A 23,269-nucleotide genomic window follows, 5' to 3' on the forward strand; every position below is an offset into this window, starting at 1 on the left:
GACGGCATTGTTTACCAATACCTCCACCACTGCCTTTTGGAAGGATGCCGCAATATCGGCTTCGTTTATTTCTATATTTTTCATCTGGCAGCTATTGATATAATTTAATACTGCCGACTTGACTCCGCTGAAGCTAAAATCATATTCGTTCTCTTCGATATGTGCCCGCGGAAATTTTATCGCATCAGGATTCCCTTCTTTCGCGAGTTTATCAATTTTAGGTCCGCCCGGATATCCTAAACCGATGGCTCTTGCCACCTTATCAAACGCTTCTCCTGCTGCGTCGTCCCTCGTTCTGCCAATCACCTCATATTTTCCGTACTCCTTGACAAGCATTAAATAAGTGTGTCCTCCTGACACAACAAGACACATAAACGGCGGTTCCAACTCAGGGTGTTCGATATAGTTAGCGGAAATATGCCCGCTTATATGATGAACGCCTACTAAATCTATATTTTTTGCATAGCTGATCGCCTTTGCCTCTGCCACTCCGACTAAGAGCGCCCCGACAAGTCCCGGGCCATAGGTTACACCGATTGCGTCGATGTCATCCAGCGTCACGCTTGCATTTTCCAACGCTTCCTCAATCACCTGATTAATCTTTTCAATATGCTTTCTGGACGCAATCTCCGGTACGACTCCTCCGTACAGTTTATGCAGTTCAATCTGTGAAGATATCACATTTGACAATACCTCCCTGCCGTTTCGGACAACTGCTGCCGCCGTCTCATCACAGGAGGTTTCGATTCCTAATATTAATATATTTTCCTTATCCATCGTTATTTCGGTTCTTTTGTCCTTTCTTAAGTCAAAGCGGATATTCGTAATCCGCTACGCTACTTACTCATAACCTTATTACCACTTCGTCCTACTCTTCATCCTCCGCAAACGCAAGCTCGATTGTCTTTCCGTCTTTTCCTGCCTTTGCCCTTGGAAATATTGCTCTTACCTCATCCATAAATTCTTCCGGTCTCACGAGCGACGGACTGAAATGAGTCAGCCACATTTCCTGCACTTTTGCCTTGCTAGCCAGATTAGCTGCCTCCACAAAGGTCATGTGCTTGTATTCTGCTGCCTTTTCCTCTTTCCCCTTTTCTCCGTACATTCCTTCGCATATAAACAAATCTGCCTCATAGCTATGTTCCACAATTGACTTGGTCGGTCTTGTGTCGGTACAGTACGAAAGCTTGATGCCTTTTCTTTGCTTGCCCATTACCATCTCAGGATAATACGTAGTATCTCCGTCCGTTATAACCTCGCCTTTTTGAAGCTTGTTCCAGTATTGCTTCGGAATCTCCTGACTGATAGCTTTTTCAAGCTGAAACTTTCCTGCCCTCGGTATCTCAAGGCTATACCCATAGCAGGTCACATTGTGTTTCACCTTGTAGGCACAGATGATATATCCGTTTAGCTCGATTGTCTCGGTTTCCTGTGACAGCTCAATAAAATTAATTGAAAAAGGCAGCTCCGGTGCAATGACGCGCAGGGCATTTACAACCCGCTCCAAGCCCTTTGGGCCTATCAACGTCAACGGTTCGCTTCTCTCGGCATTCCCCATTGTGAGGAGAAGTCCCGGCAAACCGCTGATGTGATCGGCATGATAGTGTGTAAAACATATTACATCAATAGGCTTAAAACTCCATCCCTTGTCCTTTATCGCAATCTGCGTTCCTTCGCCGCAATCAATCAAAACGCTGCTGCCGTTGTATCTGGTCATCAACGATGTCAGTCTTCGTCTTGGCAACGGCATCATTCCGCCTGTTCCCAGCAAACATACTTCTAGCATAATATATTCCTCTTCGTATCGTTATAATAATTCTTTCTCGTTTGTTACCGCAACCGGAAGTACAAATTTTTCTGTCAGCATATCGTAGCAATCTTCACATAAATCAAAGGAGTGAACCTGTCCATCTTTCTCCGAAAAATATCCCCAGTGCTGTTCCACAGCGGCTACCCCTTCTGTGATGATGCCTTTTTCTATTTTAATCTGTTTTCCACAAAGATTACAATGCACACTTTTTATCTGCTGCTTGTTTTTATTTATAAATTTACGCATATACTTTCCTCCCTGTTAAGTTTCCTATTACAGAGTTATCTTGATATATTATAGTATACATTGAAATTCAAAATAAATATAGTGGAAATAGTTTCTCAAAATAGCAAAAAATACGAAAGGCCTATGGACGATACCACATGATAATTGCATTTTCCGCCGGGTGCTCATAGTAATTTTTGCGTATTCCTTCTTCTGTAAATCCAAGCTTTTTATATAAGTGAATGGCGGTTTCATTGCTTTCTCGAACCTCAAGCGTGTAAGCCTCCACCCCTTCCTTATTCCCAATCTCGATTAATTTCAAAAGCATGTCAAATGCGATATGCCTGCCTCTGTACTCCTTATCTACGGCTACATTGTTAATGTTTCCTTCTCCTACAATATTCCAGAGACCGCAGTAACCGACTACACGCGATCCGTCACATGCCACTACATAAATGCTGCCTTTCTGTGCCAGAGAAGCCCTCAAATCCTCAATTGACCAAGGCATGGAAAATACAGCCTTCTCAATCTCATTGACCTGTATAATGTCATCCTCTCTCATCAATCTGATTTCTATCATGCTTCCCTTTCCAAACGCTCTCTCTCCGCCTGAGATAATCTTAAATAATCCGGCTTATGCTCTTCTGCCGGCTCTGTTTTTCCTTCGATAAGATACTGCTTTGCCAATGTGCCTATAGATGCCGCCCTCTGCTTATTCAGATGTGCCGGAGCAAACGAATAAGCTACTGTTAGTGTATCCTTTATCGTCTGTGCATAAACCGGAATGCCATCCCCTGCAAAAATAACAGGGCGCCCAATTTTGTTGAGCTTCCCGATAATCTCCTCAATGGATACTGCCATCTGTTCTTCTATAATATGAAAAACATCATCCTTAAATTCATAAAGCCCTGTGTAAACCTGATTTCTTTTTGCATCCATAATCGGACATATCACCTTGTCTGTCCCGTACAGATTGTATGCCAAACCGTCTACGGTCGGGACTGATATGAGCGGTTTATTCAATGCCAGTCCAAGCCCTTTTGCCGTCGCAGAGCCAATGCGCAACCCTGTAAAGGATCCAGGTCCCCCCGCAACTGCAATCGCATCAATGTCCTCCAGATTTGTATCTGTTATTTTTACAATCTCATCAATCATCGGAAGCAGGGTCTGGGAATGTGTCTTTTTATGATTAATGGTGTATTCTGCCACCATCGTTTCATCTTCTATTATCGCTGCGGAGGCTACAAGTCCCGAGCTGTCTATGGCTAAAATCTTCATAGTCGTTCTCCTCAATCACTTATTGTTATTTTCCGGTAGTCAAAGCCCTTCTCCAAATCCTTCTCAATTCTGATTTCCTTTATATCCTTAGGAAGTATTTCCTCAATCAGATTTGCCCATTCAATGAGGCAGACGCCTCCCCCGTAAAAATAATCTTCATATCCCACTTCTTCCATCTCTTCCACATCACCGATACGGTACACGTCAAAATGATATAACGGAAGCCTTCCTTCCTCATATATCTGGATTATAGTAAACGTGGGACTGCTGATCGGCTCCTCTATTCCAAGCCCTCTCGCAAACCCCTGCGTAAAAACTGTCTTTCCGACACCCAAATCTCCGATAAGGGAAAATACATCTCCCGGCCTTACCTCTTCTCCCAGCTTTTTCCCCAATTCATATGTCTCTTTTGCTGAATTCGTCTCAATCTGAATCATCTATCACCGCTCCGTTTCATTTTAGCTGTTTTAACTTAATCTTGGACGGCTCCAATTTCTCTGTCACCACCGCTGCAAAATCTTCATAGTTTTCACCGATGGCACGTCTCGGAATAATATTTGCCCTCTGCTTCGTCATATAGATCAGTACACTTCGTCTGGAAGCTGTTATTTGCTGAACATCCTCCCACTTTATTGTGGTGCTTTCTTCCTTTTGGCTCGTTGTGATTCCCTCATCATGAAAGTGATAGGAAATCGGCTCTTTATAGGTAGGCGTCGTCTTAACTACCTTGACAGCCTTCAAATAATAATTAATCGGGTTAAAAAACAAAAAGAAGAAGCCGAATATAATATAAATGACACTGTGCCCTTGCGGAACATCGCCATAAGTGTAGGCAGCTACAACAAACATCGCCAATCCGAACACGATACTGATTAGTCCGCCAATTCCGCTGTAAGTATGGTGGAGATAGAAGTTATACATGTCTCCTACATTTATCTTGGTATCTATTTTTATCTCTTTCATAGAAATTCCTCCCTTTTACAGACTGATTATAGCACAGTAAAATTTGTATGACAAGCAACTAAGCCCTGCAAATCAGACGGAATTCATCTGATTCACAAGGCTTAGCCGTGTATTCTGATTTTATTTTATGTCTTACTAATTTCTTCTCAACGCTTCGATCGGACTTAGCTTTGCCGCTTTTCTCGCCGGATAAATTCCAAAGAAAATTCCGACCGCTGATGAAAACAAGGTTGCAAGTGCAACAGTTGAGAATTGAATTTTTGGCGCAATGCCAATCATCGGCAGAGAGCATACACCATAGGCCCCCAGGACTCCAAGCACAATTCCAATCAATCCTCCACAAAGAGTTATAATTGCAGACTCAGAAAGGAACTGCATCATAATTGATCTTGTTCTCGCTCCGAGCGCTTTTCGGATACCGATTTCCCTCGTTCTCTCCGTCACAGAAACGAGCATGATATTCATAACACCAATACCGCCGACAAGAAGAGAGATTGCGGCAACAAATATAATAAACACTGTAATAAGGCTTAAAACAGATGTAATACTGCCGATTTGGTCTGCCGCATTTTGAAGAAGATATATTTCTTCCCCACGGTTGTTATGTCTGGCTTCCAATATTTTAACGATAGAGGAAACCATGTCTCTTGAATCATCTGGACTGTCCGTGATTGCATAAATCGAGGAAAAATCTCCAAAATAAAATCCATATGCCGATTCCAGCATACTGTATGGTGCATAAACGCTGATGGAATCCGATGTATACATAAATGAATCAAGCATTCCGCTGGACTCCACTCTCGTCACACCTACAATTTGAAGCTCCTGCGTGATATTGTACATTGTCACCTCAATACTCATACCGACAACATCCGAGGTACCAAAGAGCTTAATTGCATCTTTTTCTGATATTACGCACACTTTTCTTGCGGATAAAAAGTCATCCTCCGAATAGAATCTTCCTTTTACTATCTTTTCATTTGTTAAAAAATATTGCATGTCACTTGTGCCGGTGGATACCGATGCATCAAAGTTTCCTTTGCTTCCAAGTGCTGTACCGGAAAGGTACAGGGTAGGGGTGATACCCTTTATAAGAGGAACCTTTTCCTTGATTGCATCAATATCCTCCTGCGTGATATAATCGCTCTCTTGTGCTTTTGAATCATTAAGATAAACATATACCTGGCCACCTGCCATACTGTTTAACTCATCTGTAACTTGCGACGACACTCCGTTACCGATGCCGATAATCATGATAACAGAGGAAATACCGATGATAATTCCAAGCATTGTGAGCAGGGAACGCCCTTTGTTGGATCTCAAATTATCAATTGCCATTTTCAAATACTCTAAAAGTTGTGCCATGTGCTTTCTCCTTCCTGAACCATCGCTACCTATACTTCTAGATTATTCTTGTACCGGCGCTGAATCCGTCTGTGTTTCGTCAGAAGTCTCAGAATTTGTTGTGTCCTCTGTCGTATCGGAGGTTGTCGTCTCACTTACCGCTTCGTCCTTGGCAGTTGTATCTGTTGTCTCCTCAGTTGCCGCATCTCCTGCTGCACTGCTATCCGCCGGTATCACTGTGACTGCTGTTCCCTCTGTGATATCGGTTGTAATCTCACTGATAACCTCTTCGCCTTCGCTGATTCCTTCTTTTATTTCTATATACTCATCCGAGCTAAGTCCGGTTGTTACAGCCTTCTTCACTACGACGCCGTTTTCCACCACATAGCAGAAGGAACCGTCTTTATCTGTATTAACACATTCTACCGGCACTAAAACTACATTGGAAGCACTTCCCACATTAATTTTTACTTTCGCTTCCACTCCCAGATAGATATTGTCATCCGGATTGTCTATATGAATTTCTGCATTGATAACTGATGCGCCTGCGGCATTTGTAGTCGCTACTCTGCTTATCTTCGTAACGGTTCCCGTATAATCGCTGCCGCCTAATGTAATATCTGCGCTCTGACCTTCTTTTACATCTTCTAAATCATACTTGGTGAGTGCCACGGTGATTCGTACATCCTCATTGCTTGCCACGGTAAACAGACTTGTTCCCTCTGCCACAGTTGCACCCTGTGCTGCCTGAACATCCGTTATAATACCGTTAAACTCTGCGCTGATTCCTACCTTTGCTTTTTCAAGTCCAAGCTGTGCCTGCTCCAATGTCAGACCAGATACTTCCGTCGTTGCTGACTTTTGCGTTTTTTCATTTCCTGTCAGTACACCTTCCTCTGTGGAAGCTTTAATTGACTTTTGCTCAGACAGGTTGGACTGCAAGGTTGCCAGTTCACTTTGTGCCGAAATTAAATTATTGTTTAAATCCGTTGTATAATTATTGGAAGCTTTGATTTTTTCTTTAGCATCCTTAATTTTTTCTGTATATTTTTCAATCTTGGAGGTCTTGTTTGCAGCGGTATATTCTTCTAAGCTTGCCTGATACTCCGCTAATTTAGTCTGTAAATCAGATACATAATTCGCTTCATCATTAAGACTCATCTGAAGACTTTCCACATAATTTTGCTGATCCTCTACCTGCTGCTCCAATATCGTAACATCATTTGAGGAGTTTTGGTATTTGGTTGCATTTTTGTTAGAGTCGGCCAACGCCTGTGCATAGTCAGCCTTGCTTGCATTGTTTTGCAGCTCCTGCTGCTTATACTGGTTTTCCAATGCCTGTGTATCATATGCCACAAGCAGGTCACCTGCATGAACATTGGAACCTTTTTCTACGTTAAACTCCGTAATTTTTGCACTTACATCAGCATAATATGTTTTTGTCTCCTCGCTCTCCACGGAGCCGCTTGTCGACAACACCTGCTCAATATCACCGATTATCGCCTTCTGTGTTGTCACAGTCGGAAGGACCTCCGGTGCAAACATATTTGGCAAAATAAGCAGTGCCAAAACTACAATGATGACAAGTCCTATTATAATTCTTCTGATAAGTTTTTTATTTTTTTTCTTCGCAGGCTTTATTTCCTGCAATTCTGCCGTATCATTTTTTTTCTTCTTAAACATAACTCTTACCATTCCTTCCTCTGCCCTATTCTTCTTCAAAGTGTTCATTTATATAGTCTTTTTCTATCTTACCATCGATAATTCGGATTACTCGCTTTGCCTGGTCTGCTATATCGTTATCATGCGTGATTAAAATAACAGTTCTTCCGTCTCTATGTAAGCTTTTTAAAATCTTAATGATTTCTTTGCTGGATGCCGAATCAAGGTTACCGGTCGGCTCATCTGCCAGTATAACGGGTGGCTTCGCTGCTATTGCTCGCGCTATGGCAACTCTCTGCTGCTGACCTCCGGACATTTCCGATGGTTTGTGGTCCATTCGGTTTGATAAACCCACCATTTGAAGTGCTTCCTCCGCCAGATGGTGTCTTTCTTTTTTTCCTACTCCCCTATATATAAGCGGAAGCTCCACATTTTCAATTGCCGTCAAATTTGGTATCAAATTGAAACCTTGGAAAATAAAACCGATTTCTAAATTTCGAATATCAGACAGCTCATCATCTGTTAATTCAGAAACATTTGAACCGTTTAAATAATAGCTTCCTGAAGTGGGAACATCCAGACACCCCAACACATTCATCAATGTAGATTTACCTGAACCTGACTGTCCTATGATTGCCACATATTCTCCTTTATCGATACTCAGCGATACGTCATCCAATGCCCTCACTTCATTTTCGCCCGGGTTATAGATTTTACATATATTTTTTACGTCTACAAGTGCGCTCACTTTTCTTCCTCCCTCCTAAATTATTACTATACAACAAAGAATATGCTGTGCACATTCTTCGCGCCCGAGCGGGTTGCGAAGCAACTGCTTCCTCTCGGCGTGGTGCATATAATATTTTTTTATATAATAGGAAATTTCCTATGATATGAAAACACAAAAAACTCAATGTATCATTGTACTAAACACTTAATACAATAATACATTGAGTTCTTTCTGTCAATATCATTTCCAATTTTTACAAAAACTTAATAGAAACGTAAGATTACGTTAAAAAATTATCTTACTTCAAAATTATGCTTATTTTCTTGTAGATGAGTGCAACGACAAAGGAAACAACAACACCTTTCAGCAGGTTAAACGGTACTACCGCAAAAAGCACGAAGGTAGGTAAGTTCGTAATGAAATGATTTACCGCAGAGCCCATCTCAACTAATGCGGTGAGAGGCATTCCGAATGCAGTAGCATAGACCGGCAGCAATAAAAATGCATTTAAAATGCCTCCGATTATCGTCATGAAAAATGTACCCACTGCCATGCCGATTACAGCACCCTTTTTGCTTTTCATTCTCTTATATATCACTGCACTTGGTACCACAAAGGAGCAGCCGATTAAAAAATTGGCAAACTCACCGACACCGGCAGTCAGACTTCCTGTTATAACGAGGTTCAAGGCAATTTTAACAAGCTCAATAATCACACCCGCAAGAGGCCCCATCGCAAATGCTCCGATTAATACAGGTACTTCACTCAAATCAATTTTGTAAAAGCTCGGCGCAAAAAATAGTGGTATCTCAAATAGCATTAATATGACAGAAACCGCTGAAAGCATTGCAATCTGCACCATCTTTCTCACCTTTGCCGATGATTGGTTGTTTGTTATTGTTTTTGTGTTGTTACTCATAATCATTCTCCTTCTTTTCATAAAGCTTCGAGGAAATTCGAACGGACTACCGCATAATTGAATGTGCCTTAGAACATTCTCCGCGCCCGAGCGGGTTGAGTAGCAATGACTTCAACTCCGCGAGGTGCGCATAAAAAAGTGCCCTCAACAATAATTGGGGGCACTAAAAAGATTTCTATGCTTAGTTTTATACTAAAAAAGCTTTCTTCTCTCATCCAGACTGTACTGTCGGTGTAGGATTCTCACCTCACTCAACTGCCGAAGCAGCTCACGGACTTGCCACAAAATGTGTATCACCGTCGGTCGGGAATTTGCTCTCGCATCACCCTGCCCCGAAGAATTTCCATATTTAATTTACATCCTTATACTACTTCTAATTCTTAAATTTGTCAACGCTCTTTTTTTGTAAGATTTTTGAATTTTCGACGTGTCACATGAAATGTTTTCTTCTCGACGCCCTTTTTCCTGTTTTGATACTTCTCAATCAGCTTTTCCTTCAGGCCTTCCAGTTTATCAAGAATTGTCCTCATATTCCATGTTCGATGGCGATATCGGAATATCACATATATAACAAGCAGTGTCAAAGGTATGAGCAGAAAAATAATTTTCCAAAGCAAAAGAAATGCTACGATATCCTCATATCCCCTTGCCACATTCTCCCAATACGGATAGATAATTGCCTTTTGATTCATCGAGCGCACTCCAAACTCAGAAAGCACCGTGAGAAGGGGAAGCATCGAATATCTCTTTGAGTTTTCCACCAACTGTACGCTATCCTCTTCCAAGCCCAGTTTTTCTTTTACCGTAGACAGTGCAAATTCGGAAATAGGATTCGGCATCACAACTTCATAGGTGTTAATTCCCTCGACAGCCGCATATTTATTTAAGCTATCATAGGAAACATAAAACGTCACCTTGCCGTTTCCTGCCTTATCGTTCATTCTCCCTTCGCCTCGCTCAATCACCCCTCGCACAATATGAGGCATTCCGTTAATGGTGACCTGCATTCCCTCTATATCATTGGAGCCAAAGAGCTGCCACGCCGCATCTTCATCTAAAATGATATAATCCTTCATCAAGTCCTCATCTGAAAAATAGGAACCACTCACCAGCTTTAACGGGTGGAAGAAAAAGAAGTCTCCTCCTACTCCGATTGCCGTTGCGGTGATGGATGTCTGAGCGCTTTCCACGGTAAGCTCTCCTCTTGCGCTGTAGGCATCTATCCAAAGTCTTGCATTTTCATTTTCCGCCGTAATTGACACTTCTGTAAGTGCCGCTTCAATGCCATGCTCTACATCCACCAACTGCTTCGGTGTGACAGTTGTATCATCCGAAATAAAACTACTTATCTGTGCCGACTTCCCTGTGCTGTCCCAACGCTCTGCCGCCTGCTGGGGTGCAAGGGAATTCACCAGACACACCGATACGATTTGTAGAATAATAAATACCAGGAAGGACACTGCTGCAACAATCGTTAGTCCTATCTGCTTCTTTGTAACGTTTCGGGTGAAGCCTTCCATGAACTTTCTCATTTTGCCTCACTCTCCTTAATTATCTGCCAGTCTGACTTGTTTTCCTGCTTCTACCGGCTTTGTTGATGTTGTGATGACATACTCATAGCCATAAAGTGCAGCTGATACCGCTGTCTGTGTATCATCTGACGCCAATGCCTCCACATCAACTCTCGTTGCAATATAGCGGTTTCCAAGCGGACTGTTCTTCGATTCAACGGTTAATATAAACTTACCGTTTTTATCCTCTCTGATCGCGCTGGTTGGCACAATCAAATCATAGTTTGCACTCTTATTTCCGACTGATACATTTAGCTGCTGTCCTTCCTGAACTTCTCCTGCCACATCGAAGGTCAACAATTTGTTTTTACCGCCGCTCGCTGTATCCGGCTTGATAGAGGCAAGTGTTACCGTAACCCCGTCATAGTTCCAAGAATCGGAAATCTCCGCTGTATCGCCGACCTTTACGCTCCTTGCCTGCTGCTCTGTAACGGAAAAGCTCATGCTATAACCTTTTTCTGCAACCTTGATAACTGCCAATGCCTCATCCGGTGTTGTCGTCTCTCCTGCTACCTTGCTGAGACTTGTCACGGTTCCCGCTACCGGCGCTTCTATTGTCGCTCCTACCGCCTGACTTTTTAGCTTTTCTACCAATTCCTGCTGCTCTCTTATCTTATCATTTTGTCCGCCAAGGTCTACCTCCTCAAGTACTGACTTGAGAATATCCTCCTGATTGGACTGTGCCTCGGTAAGCGTTGCATTTGCCTTTGCCAGTTGGTCATTTGCTTCAATTAACTGATTGCTCAAATCTGCAATCTGATCCTTTATTTCATTGCTGCTTTCCTTCTCCTCTAATTTTTTAGTTGCAGCTTCTAATTTATCTTTCGCCTTATTGTATTTCTTCAGTAGATCTTTTGCATCTTTTATTTTATCATACTCAACTTTAGCAGCATTCATTTCCTTCTCAGCATCTGATTTACTCGTCTGCAGCCCTGAATCGGTAGGATTTTTATCTGCATCTTCTTTGGCTTGTTCATATAAAGCTTTTTTCGTCTCATATTCAGTTTTTGCCGCATTGTACCTACTCTGAACATCACTTACCTCTTCACCTGATAAGCCATATTTTTTAAGCACATCCTTTTCTGCTTGTTTTAAAGCATCTTCCGCATTCGAAACAGCCTCTTTTTCATCTGAAGTATCAACCGAGGTATTGTTCAGCAAGTCAATCTCCTTCTGGATTGCCGCCACATCTGCGGTTCTCGCTGCAACAGCATCCTCCGCTGCCTTCACCGCATTTTTAGCCGCCTCTACCTTCTGCTGCATGGTTGTCATATCGGTAATCTGACCGTTTTCAATCTGATTTACTTTATTTAAAGAAGTGTCACCGTTTAATATGCTCTTCTGATAATCTAAGATTAATTGGGATAATGCCGCTTCCGCCTCTTTCAGCTCCGTGCTTTCACTGTCTTCCAGCTCAAACAATATGGCTCCCTTTTCCACTACATCGCCCTCTTTTACGGAAACCGCTTTAATGACACGGCTCTCCTTAATTGATACATTGTATGGCTCACTCACACCCACAGCGCCGCTTCCACGCACCTTCGTCGTAATTGAACCAGATGTAACCACCTGTGTTGCAACCTCCGGCAATGAGTAATTCATAATTGTATTTGAGAAAAAGGTCAAAACCAGCATAACTGATAAGAAGATGATTGCTGCATTTTTTACCCATTCCCTTCTCTTATTTCCAAACGTCTCCATCTTTTTCGTCCTCTCTTATCCTTTAATTCCACCTTGATAGGTAATTCCCTCTACCAGATAATCTTCCCCGTATAAAAATACTAAAAGACACGGCACCATATATATGGTTGCAACTGCAAATGCCAGTCCGATCTCACCACTGTTAATCTTTGACAAGAAGATGGAAAGAGGATGCATCTCCGAATCTGCCAATAAGATAAGCGGCTGCTCAACCATGTTCCAATAGTCAATAAACACCAAAATTGCCACCGAGCAAAGCGCTCCCTTGCAAAGGGGCATACATATCGTGCGAAATATCTGCCATTCCCCTGCTCCGTCAATCTGAGCCGCCTCGATTACTCCCTTTGGAATTCTTCTCATAAACTTCGTGAGCAAAAATACGGCAAAAGGTGAAAAAACACCCGGAAGCCAGATTGCCCAATTTGTATTTATGATATGTAACCAACTGGAGACCAGATAGTTTGGAACCAATGTAACCTGATAAGGCATCAGCATGAGAATAATATATGAAAAGAATACCATTTCCTTCAATCTTCCCGTCAGCCTCGTAAAGCCATAGGAGGTGAGTGATGCCACAATTAGCTGAAATACCACAATCGGCACAACCAGAACAACAGAGTTCCAAAATTTCAGCAAATATTCCGGGCTCTTTAACAGCACCGTGATATACTGGCTAAAGGACACCATATCGGGAATAAATTTAAGATTTACCTTCTGCGATATAAATACCTTTCCGCCTTTTTCCGTTGTTTCAAAGACAGTTCCGTAGTTTGAGGATATTTCTGAAGCAGACATAAAGGAATTGCTTATTGTCAATATAATCGGCATCAGAAACAGTACGGCAATAATAGCTGCCACTGCGGTTCCGATATACAATTTAACTTTGCTCTCTTTCATTCCTCCATATCCTTTCCAAAACGATTCTCTGTAATAAATAAAGCACCTATGATAATAATCATCACAATTGACATGATGATTGCTGCCGACGAAAGCTTCTGATAATCCAAGCTCTTAAATGTATTATTCATAAAATGCTGCAGCATATACAGGCTGTCATACGGATAGTCACCTGTTAATAGGTATATTTCCCTAAACACCTTAAAGGAGCTGATAAGGGACAAAATCGTCACAAACAAGATAGTCGAGGACAAATACCGTATTTTGATATGAATAAATATCTGCCATGGGGATGCACTCTCCAAATATGCTACCTCCAGAATATCCTTCGGAATGCTTCCAAGCGCTGCCATAAATAATATCATGTTGTATCCAAGGTTTTTCCACAAAAATAAAATAATGATAACTACCTGTGCGTACGCCGACTTAAACCAGTCTATTTTACTGACGCCAAACACAGCAAGCGCATCATTCATCGCTCCGTTAAAATGAAAAATAACCTGAAAGATAAGAACCACAGAGGCAACCGGAACCATCATGGGTGTTAAGAAGAAAGTTCGAAACTGGCTGCGGTAAGGAATTTTGTGATCCAAAAGCATCGCAAGCCCCAACGACAAAATAACGGCAAGCGGAACCGCAATCAGTGAAAACTTCAGGGTATTGAATGCTGCAAGCTGAAATGCCCCATTTCCGATTACATTTATAAAATTATCCAAAAAGACAAACTCCGCGTTAATCGGATTGTCTATCATGGCGTAATATAAAACTACAATGAAGGGGAGGATAAAGAATAGGGAAACGCCAGTCAGACTTGGTGCTAAATATAGCACCAAGCCCAAGCGGCGTTTTTTACCATTTCCATGAAGTCCCTTACTTTGCCTGTTGTATAACTTCATTTGTTTACCACCTTATCTATTCTCATTTACATAAATTTGTATTCTGCTTTGAATGACATCTGCAACATCCTTTGCAGTCTTTTGTCCCGCAAAGAAAGGTGCTGACTCCTCCGAAATTATCGCGTACATAGAATCATTATACTCATAAACCGAATTCGCGTTTTCAATCAAGTTTCTCACCGCATCAACCTGTTCCTGTGTTGCCGCATATACATCAATCATGGTATCGTCCTGAAAGCCCCATGACATTTTCGTACTTTTCACCATATTACCGGTTCCGTCATCATACGTATCGTCTGTCATCGCTTGCTTAAAATTCTCTTCAAGAGCTGATTTTAAGGTTGGGAAGCCCCATGAATTATTATTCGTCTGATAATCTGCTGTCATAAAGGTACGAACAAACTCCCATGCGCCGTCCTTGTTCTTTGACTTGGATGAAATACCAATCAGTATATCCGATGAAGTCATAGAGGAGCCTGAACCTTCGCTTGTCGGATAGCCGATGCAGGTAATCGGTTCATTGTACATTTCCTCGTACACCTGATAGGAGGACACTGCATCTATGCTTGTCATCGTGAGCAAAAGCTGTCCGTTTCTTATCTTGTTCGGTGTGCTAGGCTCGTTTTCATCATAGGTATATTCGCTTTCGCTGACAAAACTGTTTGCAAAATCCAACATCTTGATAAAATCTTCACCATTAAAACGGCATTCTCCTGTATTCCAGTCAACTAACTGATCCATTCCAAATATACACAGAGTAGATAAAACACTTTCCTTTGTCCCATAGTCAAATACCTGTGTTCCCTCTGGCTTACTGTTTACAAGGGCAATCAGGTCATCAATCGTCCATCCCATTTCACTGCCCACATCGGATGTCTTTCCGATAATGGTATTGACAGCAAAGCTAGGCATCACAGCATATAATTTTCCGTCCTTCTCATATGCCTTCAAAGCAGATTGCACGTAATTTTCTTTTTTTACCTCACTATCCTTATCCATATAAGGATATAAGTCCTCCAGCACACCCTTTGCCATATACTGTCTGGTGCCTCCGTTTGACAAGTCAATGATGTCCGGTGATTTTCCCGATACAATATCAGAGTTAAGCTGGGCAATACCCGTTGTATAATCTTCTGTTCCGTATTCCTTTGGCTGAATACGGTATTTCTCATTCGTCTTATTAAAGTCAATAATCGCTTTTCTTACATTGGAGCTCATGTAGAGGCTTCCGTATGTTAAAATTGTTTTTTCTGCTACCTCGGAAGATTTTTTCTTCGTCAAATATACCATTTCTGACTTTGTTTGATCACCGTTGTATTCTCTTGTTATCGCAAAAAGTCTGCCGTCTTCAAGCACTGCCATTCCCAAGATATAGTTGCTGTCGATGTCGCTGTCAATCCAGTTTAACACTTCGGTTGAGGTCTGTGTGTCAAAATCGTAGGAAAACAAAGTATTTCCTGTACTAATTAAGCAGCCCTTTTCTATACCCTTTAAAATAGAGAAACCTCCATTTGAGTTCGGAACATTTTCATAAGTTTTTCCTAAAGCCTTTGCCGCTATATCAACATCCTGCATGACAATTCCATTTTCACCGTAAAGTGCCACAACCACTTTTCCTTCTTTTGTTGTTCCCATCGAATTAATCCATGAATCAACACTGATTGTACACACTTCATTTCCGGAACCATCTACTACCCAAATTGTACTATCCCCATTGGACAGATAAATGTTATTTTCGCCGTCGATTGCGAGATATTGAACATAAGCGCTGTCAACACCGCTCATCATCTGAGTCAAATCCATTGACAAAATCTCGCTGCCGTCCGGGCTGTATTTCTTCAGAATATAGGTTTGGGTGTAATCCTCTTCTTTTTCTCCTTGTGTGTAGCTATATAAGATTCCCACAAGGTTCCCTTCGTTGTCTACGCTGATGGTGGAAATTGAACTGTTTTCATCCTGCACAATCGGCAGTGTTTTGCTCTCTGTTCCTCCAATTTCCATTGTTTTCACAGCGTTAACCGAAGTCTGCGTTGCCTCGTCATAGGACCATGTAAGATAATAAATCGTATTTCCGCTGATTGTTATCGTGCTGATATCCGATCCGTCTGCCATCTCCTGATACTCCGGAACATACACAAATTCCTTCTGGTTGGTTGTTGTGCTTGCTTCCTTATTGCCGCCGCACGCCGCAAGCGAAAGCCCTATTGTAAGTACTGTACCTAATAGCATGAGTTTTTTATAGAATTTTTTCATATCATTCTCCCTCGTTTGTATTTGCATTTTTTCTTATTTAAATATTACATTGTTTTTTGCAAATAGTCTTTAAATATTCCTTACTGTTTCCTTAAAATATTTCTTTGGGGAAAATGGGGGTTTTCTTACAGCTTAAAACTCTCCAGCATATTATGGAGTTCACATGATTTTTGTTTCAGGCCTTCACTGTTGTCCTGTACGTTTCCTGCAAGCTGCAGATTACTCTGCACACCAAGGGAAACAGCATTTATGACCTCCCTCAGATTATTTAGCTTGTCAATCTGAAGCTGTGATGCATTTGAAACCTGCACGGATTTTTCTGAAACAATATCGACCGTCTGCCTAACCTGTCCCAGACTTTTGTTTATTTCCGATACTGCAGCATTTCCGGCGAATACGAGCTTATTGCTTTTATCAATAAGACTTTTTGTGCGCACCGCCGCCTCTCCGGTGTTCTCAGCAAGCTTCTTAATTTCCGAAGCAACAACCCCGAAACCGTTTCCTGCACTTCCTGCCCGTGCAGCCTCAATCGCTGCGTTAAACGATAACAGATTTGTCTGCTCCGCAATTTCTTCAATCATTGTGATAATCTCAAATATCTGTTTCGAGGAGGTCAACATTTCCGACATCGTATCGGTCAAATTATCCATCTTTGTCTCGTTTGAGACAAGTGATTTCTTTACCTCCTCACTGCATTCCCACACTTCCCCTACTTCCTTTGTATTGCTGCCGATATCGCCGGCAATCAATCCGATATAGTCAAACAACTGCTGCATCTCCTGTGCCTGTCTGTTAAACTCTTCCAGCATATCCCTTGCTATTTCACTTGTATCCTTCGCACTGTCGTTTAACAGCCCGCTTGTATTGACGATGGTTTCCAAAACGTCATGTAAAACATAAATAATCTCTTTCATAGAATGTTCAATAGGCTTAAACATTCCCTTGTATTCCATATCGACATTTCCTGAAAAATCTTTATTTGACAGTTCCCCTAGCACCTTGTCGATGTTTTCTATGTATTTTTTCAGTTCTTCCCCCGTATTCCTCACACGGTTGGACAAAATACCAAGCTCATTATCCGCTTCATAGGAAAGCTTGAAATCCAGATTTCCCTGATACATCTCTTCCATCGCCAGCCCCACCTCTTCCAGTGGCGTTTGTATACTCCTGATTACCCTCTTTGATTTGATAACCGAATATCGGATGGTTGCAGCTATCAGTACCGCTGAAAAAGCCAAAAGAAATACAATACCGATTTCCACCGTCTTAATATTCTGCTTCAATGCTTGGTTTGTACTCATGGTCATTTCCTCAAAAATGCCGTCTACCTCCTGCATTTTAGAAAAATAATTATCTGTCAAAAGTGCGGTTGCCTCCTGATTTCTGTCTTGACTACTCAAGAGAACTGCCTGACTGCGGTAGGTAAACGCTTCCTGCTGAATTTCTTTAATTTTTGCCGTTTCTTGCTTATAGGCCGGCAACAAGCCGACAATACTTTTTAAATATTTTTGCATCTGCATGTCATAGACATCTGCCTCATCGCTAAACTGCTTTTGCTGCTCGGCATCCTCGGACAAGCACATTTTATAAATGGTATTTTGAATATAAAGATTTGTATTTCTTGCCGCATTCACCTGGCTCACCATTGCAAGGCTGCTGTCTTCCAGATTCCTGTAATTAAAATACATACCAATAATTGTTAAAAATAAAAATGTATAGATAATAAAAGATAACGTTAAAATGGTCCGAAATCCTTTTTTTAAATCGGTCCCTACAGAATTTTTGACATCTCGTTTTCTCATATGTTTATATTTTCCTCCATTTAACTAGTGTCCGATTATTATATCAACGATTTGTTAAATAGAGGTTCGGGGTTTGTAAAGTATAGGATAAAAATATTACTTTTAGCCTATTATCTTTCCCCAAAACTGAGTATAACATTGCTTAAATTCTTTTTCTTTGTATTTACTGATAGGCACTCTCTCATTATTGTGCATGATAATTTCTGTCTTGTTAAAAGTTTTTACCTTCTTCAGGTTTATCAGATAGCTTCTGTGAATCCTCACAAAACTCGACTTATTCAGCATTGTCTCAATGTTTCGCAGCGAATCAATGCTTGTGATTGCCTTGTCCTGTAAATGAAAAATCAACTTATGCCCAAATACTTCTATAAATAAAATATCGTCTTCCTCCAAATGATACGTCTCATTTTTATATTCTACAACAATAGGGCGGACATATTTTTCCTCCACCCAACTGAGACTTGTCGTAAACTGCTCCTCAAATACTTCATAGCTGAGCGGTTTTAACAGATAGCGAAACGCCTCTGCCTTATAGCCTTCCATTATGTACGCTTCTGAAACAGTTAAAAACCATATAATTACCTTTTGATTTTTCTTTCTAATTTCCAGAGCCGTCTCAATTCCGTTCATTCCCTCCATCTCAATGTCAAGAATGATAAACTTATACTCTTCTGTATATTGTCCCAGCAAATCAAATCCACTACAAAAAGTACTTACCTCGCAATTGGCTTTATTTTCCTTATTGTATCTTAAAATGAATTCCTTTATTTGATTACAAAAAATTTCATTATCATCACAAATTGCGATTTTAATCTTCATAATTGTTCCCTCTTTATAGCGTATTTTGGTAAGTCACCGGTATCATTATGATTAGTAAAAATTCTTTCTTTTCCCTGTCTATGTCGATTTCAACATTGCCATTGTATTTCTCAGCTGCCATCTTGAGACTCTGCATTCCGATTCCGTGCTTTGCTTTTTCCTTCTTGCTCGTAATCAAATCTCCTTTTTCATTCATAACCGGCTCCTGGTCATAATTATTTTTGACCGTTATAATGACTGCTGCCTCATTCCTGATTGCTTTTATCTGAATATAGCGCTCCCCGACACATTGCTTGCATGCCTCCAGCGCATTGTCAAAACTGTTCGTCAGTATAGCACATAAATCCAGCATCTCAATATCATTTAGACTATTCCTTTGTACCATTACCTTTGTTTTAATATTACTTATTTTAGCCGTACTGCACTTCTCATAAAATATAATGTCTGCCAATTGATTTCCTGTATCATAAAATTCACTGTATCCATCCACTGCCTCTAAGCACTTTTGAATATAAATCTCTGAAGAAGCCGTATCTTCAACGCTAAGCCTTTGGATTGCCAGCAAATGGTTTTTAAGATCATGATGCATTTTTCTGATGTTTATATTTTCTTTTTCCATCGCCTCATAGTAATCATACTGGCCTTGGTTGTAGAATTGTATCTTCATGGCTTCCTGCTCAACATTACGCTTTCTTACATAGTTTTCAAAAATACTATAGAATACCACGTAAGAAGCAAGTATTAAGAGCGATACAAAAATCAGATAGATGGAGGATACTTTATATGTTGAAACTTTGTAGTAGGAGAATTCTATTACCATTAAAATACAGGCGACACCGGATACTCCTTGGAGCAGTAAAATACATACCTCTAACACAGAATAACGGTTTGTTCCTTTGCCGAATCTTTTAATAAAAACCAAAGCCAGCATAAAGGTAATAATTTTTGATAGTATCATCCCTTGAATAACTATTACATAACTGCTAAATAAATCAACTAAATTTACCGTACCATGACTAATGGATAAAATACCCATTGCCAAGCTATCGCTCACTGCAACACAAAAGAAATAAATTCCTACATATACTGCAATATTTTTCCACAAAGCATGAAACAAAAGCTTTGTAACTCCTATTCCTACAAAAACTAACACAATTAATTTTATACTGGAAGGTAAACCAAATGTCCCTAAATAGCTCAGTGCCAAAATGCTTAGTGCATACATTGATAAAACAAAGCCATTTTTCCATCCTTTTCTCTTACGTTCAAAAATTCCGTTGAGAAAAATCCAGTATATCATAGTGTCTGCAATTATTGATATACTGCCTTTTATTGCATATTGAACAAACTCCATCAATGCTCCTCCAAAATACACCTACAACCCACTTAACTATTATCCTTGTATATTTCTATTTTTCAATTATAATACATAAATAGATTGTTTTCTACCATATTTTTCTACATAAAAATTTCTGCGCGTTAAAATCCTAAAATAATTTAACAGCGCAGAAACTTTTCCAAAATGCTTATTTCAAAATCTTCTTATTTTTTTTCGTATTTATCTTTCAAAGCTTTCGGTACCTCTGGCTCATGAAAAACCAGTACACAAGGAACCCACGCGGAAAATGCCGCCACCGCCAAAGATAAACTCATAACATTTTTTAACACGCTCTTTTTACTTAAACTCAAATATTTTATTTTTCCCATTATCCCAAACACTCCTTCTGTTATTATTGCATAAACTGCAAACTTGTACAATTCAAAGCTAAGCTGGTACAAACCTATTGTCACTAACAGTTCAACGAATAAGATAACCATTACCTTCTTCCTTGCCTGCTGCACCTCTTCCTTTGAAAATATACGTTTCCCGTTCAAAATAGGCGATATGATCATTATAACCACATAGGAAGTAACTGTCATAATAATTAACACCCAATTGTACTGCTTCGTTACATACTGATTTAATAACACAATGAAAGTATAACTAAAAATAGAACACAAGAGACACGTTAAATATGTATTTGCATGATATCCACCTGCAATCGATCGAATACTGCAAAAGCAAAGCAAATATACAACAGTACCCAGAAAGTTCTGGCTGATAAGCCCGATAAGAAGCATGCATAAAATATCAACCATCGTAGATATCATAACCTCTAGCCCGTATACCACTACCTCCTTTTCCTCTTCACTTTCTGCCTGCTCAATTACACCGGAGAAAGCTACCTTGACCAGCTTATTGTACATGAATACCATTTACCTCCTTTGTCTCTTCCGCTCTAGGCAAATCTACTTTTTCCGCCGCATTTTATTTACAGCAGAATATAGCCTGCCTAAAATTTTCATAACTTAATTATAATATTTTTATAAACTTTTTAAATAGCAAAAGCCTGAATGGACGGTTTGAAGGCGTGAATGGACAAACTGTTATTGACATATGCCAAAAACACCCTTATAATTATAATTGACATATGTCAATTATAATTATAAGAGGTGATACCATGCCAAGACCGAGGAAGTGGCGCAGAGTTTGTTCTATGCCGCGCTGCACTAATTTCAGCCCCGAAAACAGTCAAAACAGCGATATCGTTCGAATGACAATCGATGAATACGAGACAATCCGGTTAATTGACTTAGAAGGTTTGACGCAGGAGCAATGTGCCACGCAGATGGATGTCGCGCGGACCACCGCCCAGGCTATTTATGCAAATGCAAGAAAAAAACTGGCGGAATGTATTGTCAACGGTTTATCTCTCGTCATTGAGGGCGGGGAATATCATGTTTGCGAACATCAGGACGGATGCTGCGGACAAGGCTGCCGTCACAGGCGCTGTAACAGGCAATGCCCTCAAGAAACAGAAAATATAGGAGGAAATGACAATGAAAATAGCAGTAACATATGAAAACGGTAACATATTCCAGCATTTTGGACATACAGAGAGCTTTAAGCTCTACGAGATTGAAAGCGGTAATATTACAAATACGTCAGTCGTTGATACCGAAGGCAGCGGACATGGTGCATTGGCTGATTTTCTGAAAAAGCACACGGTAGATACGCTAATCTGCGGCGGTATTGGTGCGGGTGCACAAAACGCTCTCGCAGAGGCAGGAATTACACTTTACGGCGGCGTTTCAGGCAGTGCAGATCAGGCAGTATCAGACCTTCTTGCCGAAAAACTAAGCTATAACCCTGACATAGAATGTAATCATCACGGCGAACACCATCATGGCTCCTGCGGGGAACATCACGGAAATTGCGAGCATCACGGACATCATGCATAAACGCTTTTCTATCACTTCGAAATAAAAATGAAACTCGGCATTGAACTTCATAAGTTCTTGTCGAGTTTCATCTTTTTTACTCTTTTCTACTCAAGCTGCATAAATCCGTTCGAGTCGTCAGCTACACTATATGTTACTCCCTGCATGATATACCGGTTGAGATAAATATAATCACCATCCAGCGTCACTGCATATACATCATAATTTCCTTCTTCAATCACTTGATATTCAATCGCAGACTCACTTATCGGTATACGGTATATCTGCTTGCTGTCATGGTTAATTGCGTAAATTCCTTCTATTTCTCTATATTCTCCCAGAAGACTGCCGATATCTCCAATTGTAAATACTGTATGCGCATCCGCTTTTATTACATCCGCGCCATAGTCACGGTATACCAAATCATGCTGTTCTTCCCTGTTAACCATTTCCACAACAGGCTGCTTTTTTGCCTCCGGTGACGGTTTTGTTAAAAAAGAACAGGTGAGGGCAATTGCTCCAATCAGGCAGACTCCCGCCGCAATACTTGCAATTTTCTTGTAACAATGCTTTCTCCTCATACTCCTTATCCTCCCATTTGCAGTTTTCTCTTATTATAACAAATCACTCTGTAATTTATATGAAATTCCTATTCGAGATAATATTATATCTGGCTACATTATAGCATGCTCATAAAATTTAGCACAGAAAATATTTTTCCAAATCTACAACTCCAAAATAGACAAACTGCACTGCCCACACTTTACACTGGTCGGATACTCCAGACAGATTACAAGCCCCACTTTCTCTCTACTATTCGACGTATGAATCATAATAGTTCCTGTAGATATTGTGAAAGTCTGCTGGATGGATGTAGGTAAAAAATAATAAGCAAACCATTTTCTCGTCTCTTTCTCTTCGACAGTCATCAGATTTACCGTTAAGCTCTTTCTCATATTACCGGGCAATGCCACAATGTTCATATCAAAGGATACACTGTAATATTTATCCGGTTCCAGCCATATTTGACCATTTTGGCACAAATCTGCCTGAATTGAGGTTCCGCTGATAAAATGGCACTCCCACGGATAAGGGGTATCACATTTCCACAAATAGCCGGCGCATTGCTCTCGAAATG

The 23,269-nt window shown here is 40.7% G+C and carries 24 protein-coding genes and 1 riboswitch (1 of these 25 running past the window's edge); of the genes, 2 read left to right on the forward strand and 22 right to left on the reverse strand.

The features are described from left to right. From tsaD to CTY48_RS01530, 20 genes are all read right to left on the reverse strand, one after another. Nucleotides 1-777, reverse strand: the 5' portion of a protein-coding gene (tsaD, locus tag CTY48_RS01435) for a tRNA (adenosine(37)-N6)-threonylcarbamoyltransferase complex transferase subunit TsaD (protein ID WP_099466739.1). The gene continues 249 nt to the left of window position 1, outside the view; 777 of the gene's 1,026 nt are visible here — the first part of the coding sequence; the start codon lies at nt 775-777; the stop codon falls past the left edge of the window. 91 nt (nt 778-868) lie between these two features. Next, nucleotides 869-1,786, reverse strand: a complete 918-nt coding sequence (locus tag CTY48_RS01440; RefSeq protein ID WP_099466740.1) for a ribonuclease Z — start codon at nt 1,784-1,786, stop codon at nt 869-871. 21 nt (nt 1,787-1,807) lie between these two features. Further along, the gene (locus CTY48_RS01445; RefSeq protein ID WP_099466741.1) at nt 1,808-2,056 is read right to left on the reverse strand and encodes a hypothetical protein; all 249 of its coding nucleotides are present in this window, start codon (nt 2,054-2,056) and stop codon (nt 1,808-1,810) included. 121 nt (nt 2,057-2,177) lie between these two features. Beyond that, nucleotides 2,178-2,615, reverse strand: coding sequence for a ribosomal protein S18-alanine N-acetyltransferase (gene rimI, locus CTY48_RS01450; RefSeq protein ID WP_099466742.1), 438 nt, complete (start codon nt 2,613-2,615; stop codon nt 2,178-2,180). Continuing rightward, a complete protein-coding gene (gene tsaB / locus CTY48_RS01455; protein ID WP_099466743.1) occupies nt 2,612-3,313 on the reverse strand; it encodes a tRNA (adenosine(37)-N6)-threonylcarbamoyltransferase complex dimerization subunit type 1 TsaB in 702 nt (233 codons plus the stop codon). Before tsaB ends, rimI begins: the two co-directional genes overlap by 4 nt. A gap of 11 nt (nt 3,314-3,324) precedes the next feature. After that, nucleotides 3,325-3,747 (reverse strand): tRNA (adenosine(37)-N6)-threonylcarbamoyltransferase complex ATPase subunit type 1 TsaE, encoded by a 423-nt coding sequence (tsaE, locus tag CTY48_RS01460; RefSeq protein WP_408609833.1) that lies wholly within the window; start codon nt 3,745-3,747, stop codon nt 3,325-3,327. A gap of 19 nt (nt 3,748-3,766) precedes the next feature. Beyond that, nucleotides 3,767-4,276: a YcxB family protein gene (locus CTY48_RS01465; RefSeq protein ID WP_099466745.1), complete on the reverse strand. Its 510-nt coding sequence runs from the start codon at nt 4,274-4,276 to the stop codon at nt 3,767-3,769. Between the two features lie 135 nt (nt 4,277-4,411). Beyond that, nucleotides 4,412-5,641, reverse strand: coding sequence for an ABC transporter permease (locus CTY48_RS01470; RefSeq protein WP_099466746.1), 1,230 nt, complete (start codon nt 5,639-5,641; stop codon nt 4,412-4,414). 42 nt (nt 5,642-5,683) lie between these two features. Next, nucleotides 5,684-7,303 (reverse strand): efflux RND transporter periplasmic adaptor subunit, encoded by a 1,620-nt coding sequence (locus tag CTY48_RS01475; RefSeq protein WP_180272611.1) that lies wholly within the window; start codon nt 7,301-7,303, stop codon nt 5,684-5,686. Between the two features lie 25 nt (nt 7,304-7,328). After that, entirely contained in the window at nt 7,329-8,030 is a 702-nt protein-coding gene (locus CTY48_RS01480) for an ABC transporter ATP-binding protein (protein ID WP_099466748.1), read from the reverse strand. Between the two features lie 280 nt (nt 8,031-8,310). Then, nucleotides 8,311-8,931 (reverse strand): ECF transporter S component, encoded by a 621-nt coding sequence (locus CTY48_RS01485; RefSeq protein WP_099466749.1) that lies wholly within the window; start codon nt 8,929-8,931, stop codon nt 8,311-8,313. 199 nt (nt 8,932-9,130) lie between these two features. Next, nucleotides 9,131-9,275, reverse strand: a riboswitch (FMN riboswitch). 45 nt (nt 9,276-9,320) lie between these two features. Beyond that, nucleotides 9,321-10,463, reverse strand: a complete 1,143-nt coding sequence (locus CTY48_RS01490) for an ABC transporter permease (protein ID WP_099466750.1) — start codon at nt 10,461-10,463, stop codon at nt 9,321-9,323. A 15-nt stretch (nt 10,464-10,478) separates the two neighbouring features. Next, nucleotides 10,479-12,203, reverse strand: a complete 1,725-nt coding sequence (locus CTY48_RS01495; RefSeq protein WP_099466751.1) for an HlyD family efflux transporter periplasmic adaptor subunit — start codon at nt 12,201-12,203, stop codon at nt 10,479-10,481. A gap of 15 nt (nt 12,204-12,218) precedes the next feature. Continuing rightward, on the reverse strand, nt 12,219-13,100 hold the full coding sequence (locus tag CTY48_RS01500; RefSeq protein ID WP_099466752.1) for a carbohydrate ABC transporter permease: 882 nt from the start codon (nt 13,098-13,100) through the stop codon (nt 12,219-12,221). Next, nucleotides 13,097-13,996 carry a carbohydrate ABC transporter permease gene (locus CTY48_RS01505; RefSeq protein ID WP_099466753.1) on the reverse strand — a complete coding sequence of 300 codons (900 nt, stop codon included), beginning with the start codon at nt 13,994-13,996 and terminating at the stop codon, nt 13,097-13,099. The genes CTY48_RS01500 and CTY48_RS01505 overlap by 4 nt, the downstream gene beginning before the upstream one ends. 12 nt (nt 13,997-14,008) lie before the next feature. Further along, a complete protein-coding gene (locus tag CTY48_RS01510; RefSeq protein WP_180272612.1) occupies nt 14,009-16,249 on the reverse strand; it encodes an ABC transporter substrate-binding protein in 2,241 nt (746 codons plus the stop codon). 125 nt (nt 16,250-16,374) lie between these two features. Continuing rightward, nucleotides 16,375-18,051 carry a methyl-accepting chemotaxis protein gene (locus CTY48_RS01515; protein ID WP_099466755.1) on the reverse strand — a complete coding sequence of 559 codons (1,677 nt, stop codon included), beginning with the start codon at nt 18,049-18,051 and terminating at the stop codon, nt 16,375-16,377. A gap of 102 nt (nt 18,052-18,153) precedes the next feature. After that, nucleotides 18,154-18,870: a LytR/AlgR family response regulator transcription factor gene (locus CTY48_RS01520; protein WP_099466756.1), complete on the reverse strand. Its 717-nt coding sequence runs from the start codon at nt 18,868-18,870 to the stop codon at nt 18,154-18,156. Nucleotides 18,871-18,883: 13 nt separating this feature from the next. Beyond that, entirely contained in the window at nt 18,884-20,224 is a 1,341-nt protein-coding gene (locus CTY48_RS01525) for an ATP-binding protein (protein ID WP_099466757.1), read from the reverse strand. 188 nt (nt 20,225-20,412) lie between these two features. Next, nucleotides 20,413-21,117 (reverse strand): AgrD family cyclic lactone autoinducer peptide, encoded by a 705-nt coding sequence (locus CTY48_RS01530; RefSeq protein ID WP_180272613.1) that lies wholly within the window; start codon nt 21,115-21,117, stop codon nt 20,413-20,415. Nucleotides 21,118-21,371: 254 nt separating this feature from the next. On the opposite strand from CTY48_RS01530, the gene CTY48_RS01535 reads away from it, so the two are divergent. Further along, a complete protein-coding gene (locus CTY48_RS01535) occupies nt 21,372-21,773 on the forward strand; it encodes a DUF134 domain-containing protein (RefSeq protein ID WP_099466759.1) in 402 nt (133 codons plus the stop codon). After that, nucleotides 21,751-22,152, forward strand: a complete 402-nt coding sequence (locus CTY48_RS01540) for a NifB/NifX family molybdenum-iron cluster-binding protein (protein ID WP_099466760.1) — start codon at nt 21,751-21,753, stop codon at nt 22,150-22,152. The genes CTY48_RS01535 and CTY48_RS01540 overlap by 23 nt, the downstream gene beginning before the upstream one ends. An 86-nt stretch (nt 22,153-22,238) precedes the next feature. On the opposite strand, the gene CTY48_RS01545 is transcribed toward CTY48_RS01540, so the two are convergent. Further along, the gene (locus CTY48_RS01545) at nt 22,239-22,712 is read right to left on the reverse strand and encodes a hypothetical protein (RefSeq protein ID WP_099466761.1); all 474 of its coding nucleotides are present in this window, start codon (nt 22,710-22,712) and stop codon (nt 22,239-22,241) included. A 144-nt stretch (nt 22,713-22,856) separates the two neighbouring features. Beyond that, nucleotides 22,857-23,243 (reverse strand): hypothetical protein, encoded by a 387-nt coding sequence (locus tag CTY48_RS01550; protein WP_099466762.1) that lies wholly within the window; start codon nt 23,241-23,243, stop codon nt 22,857-22,859. Nucleotides 23,244-23,269 lie beyond the last annotated feature (26 nt).

The sequence above is a fragment of the Konateibacter massiliensis genome (genome assembly GCF_900184995.1).
Classification (GTDB): domain Bacteria; phylum Bacillota; class Clostridia; order Lachnospirales; family Lachnospiraceae; genus Lachnotalea; species Lachnotalea massiliensis.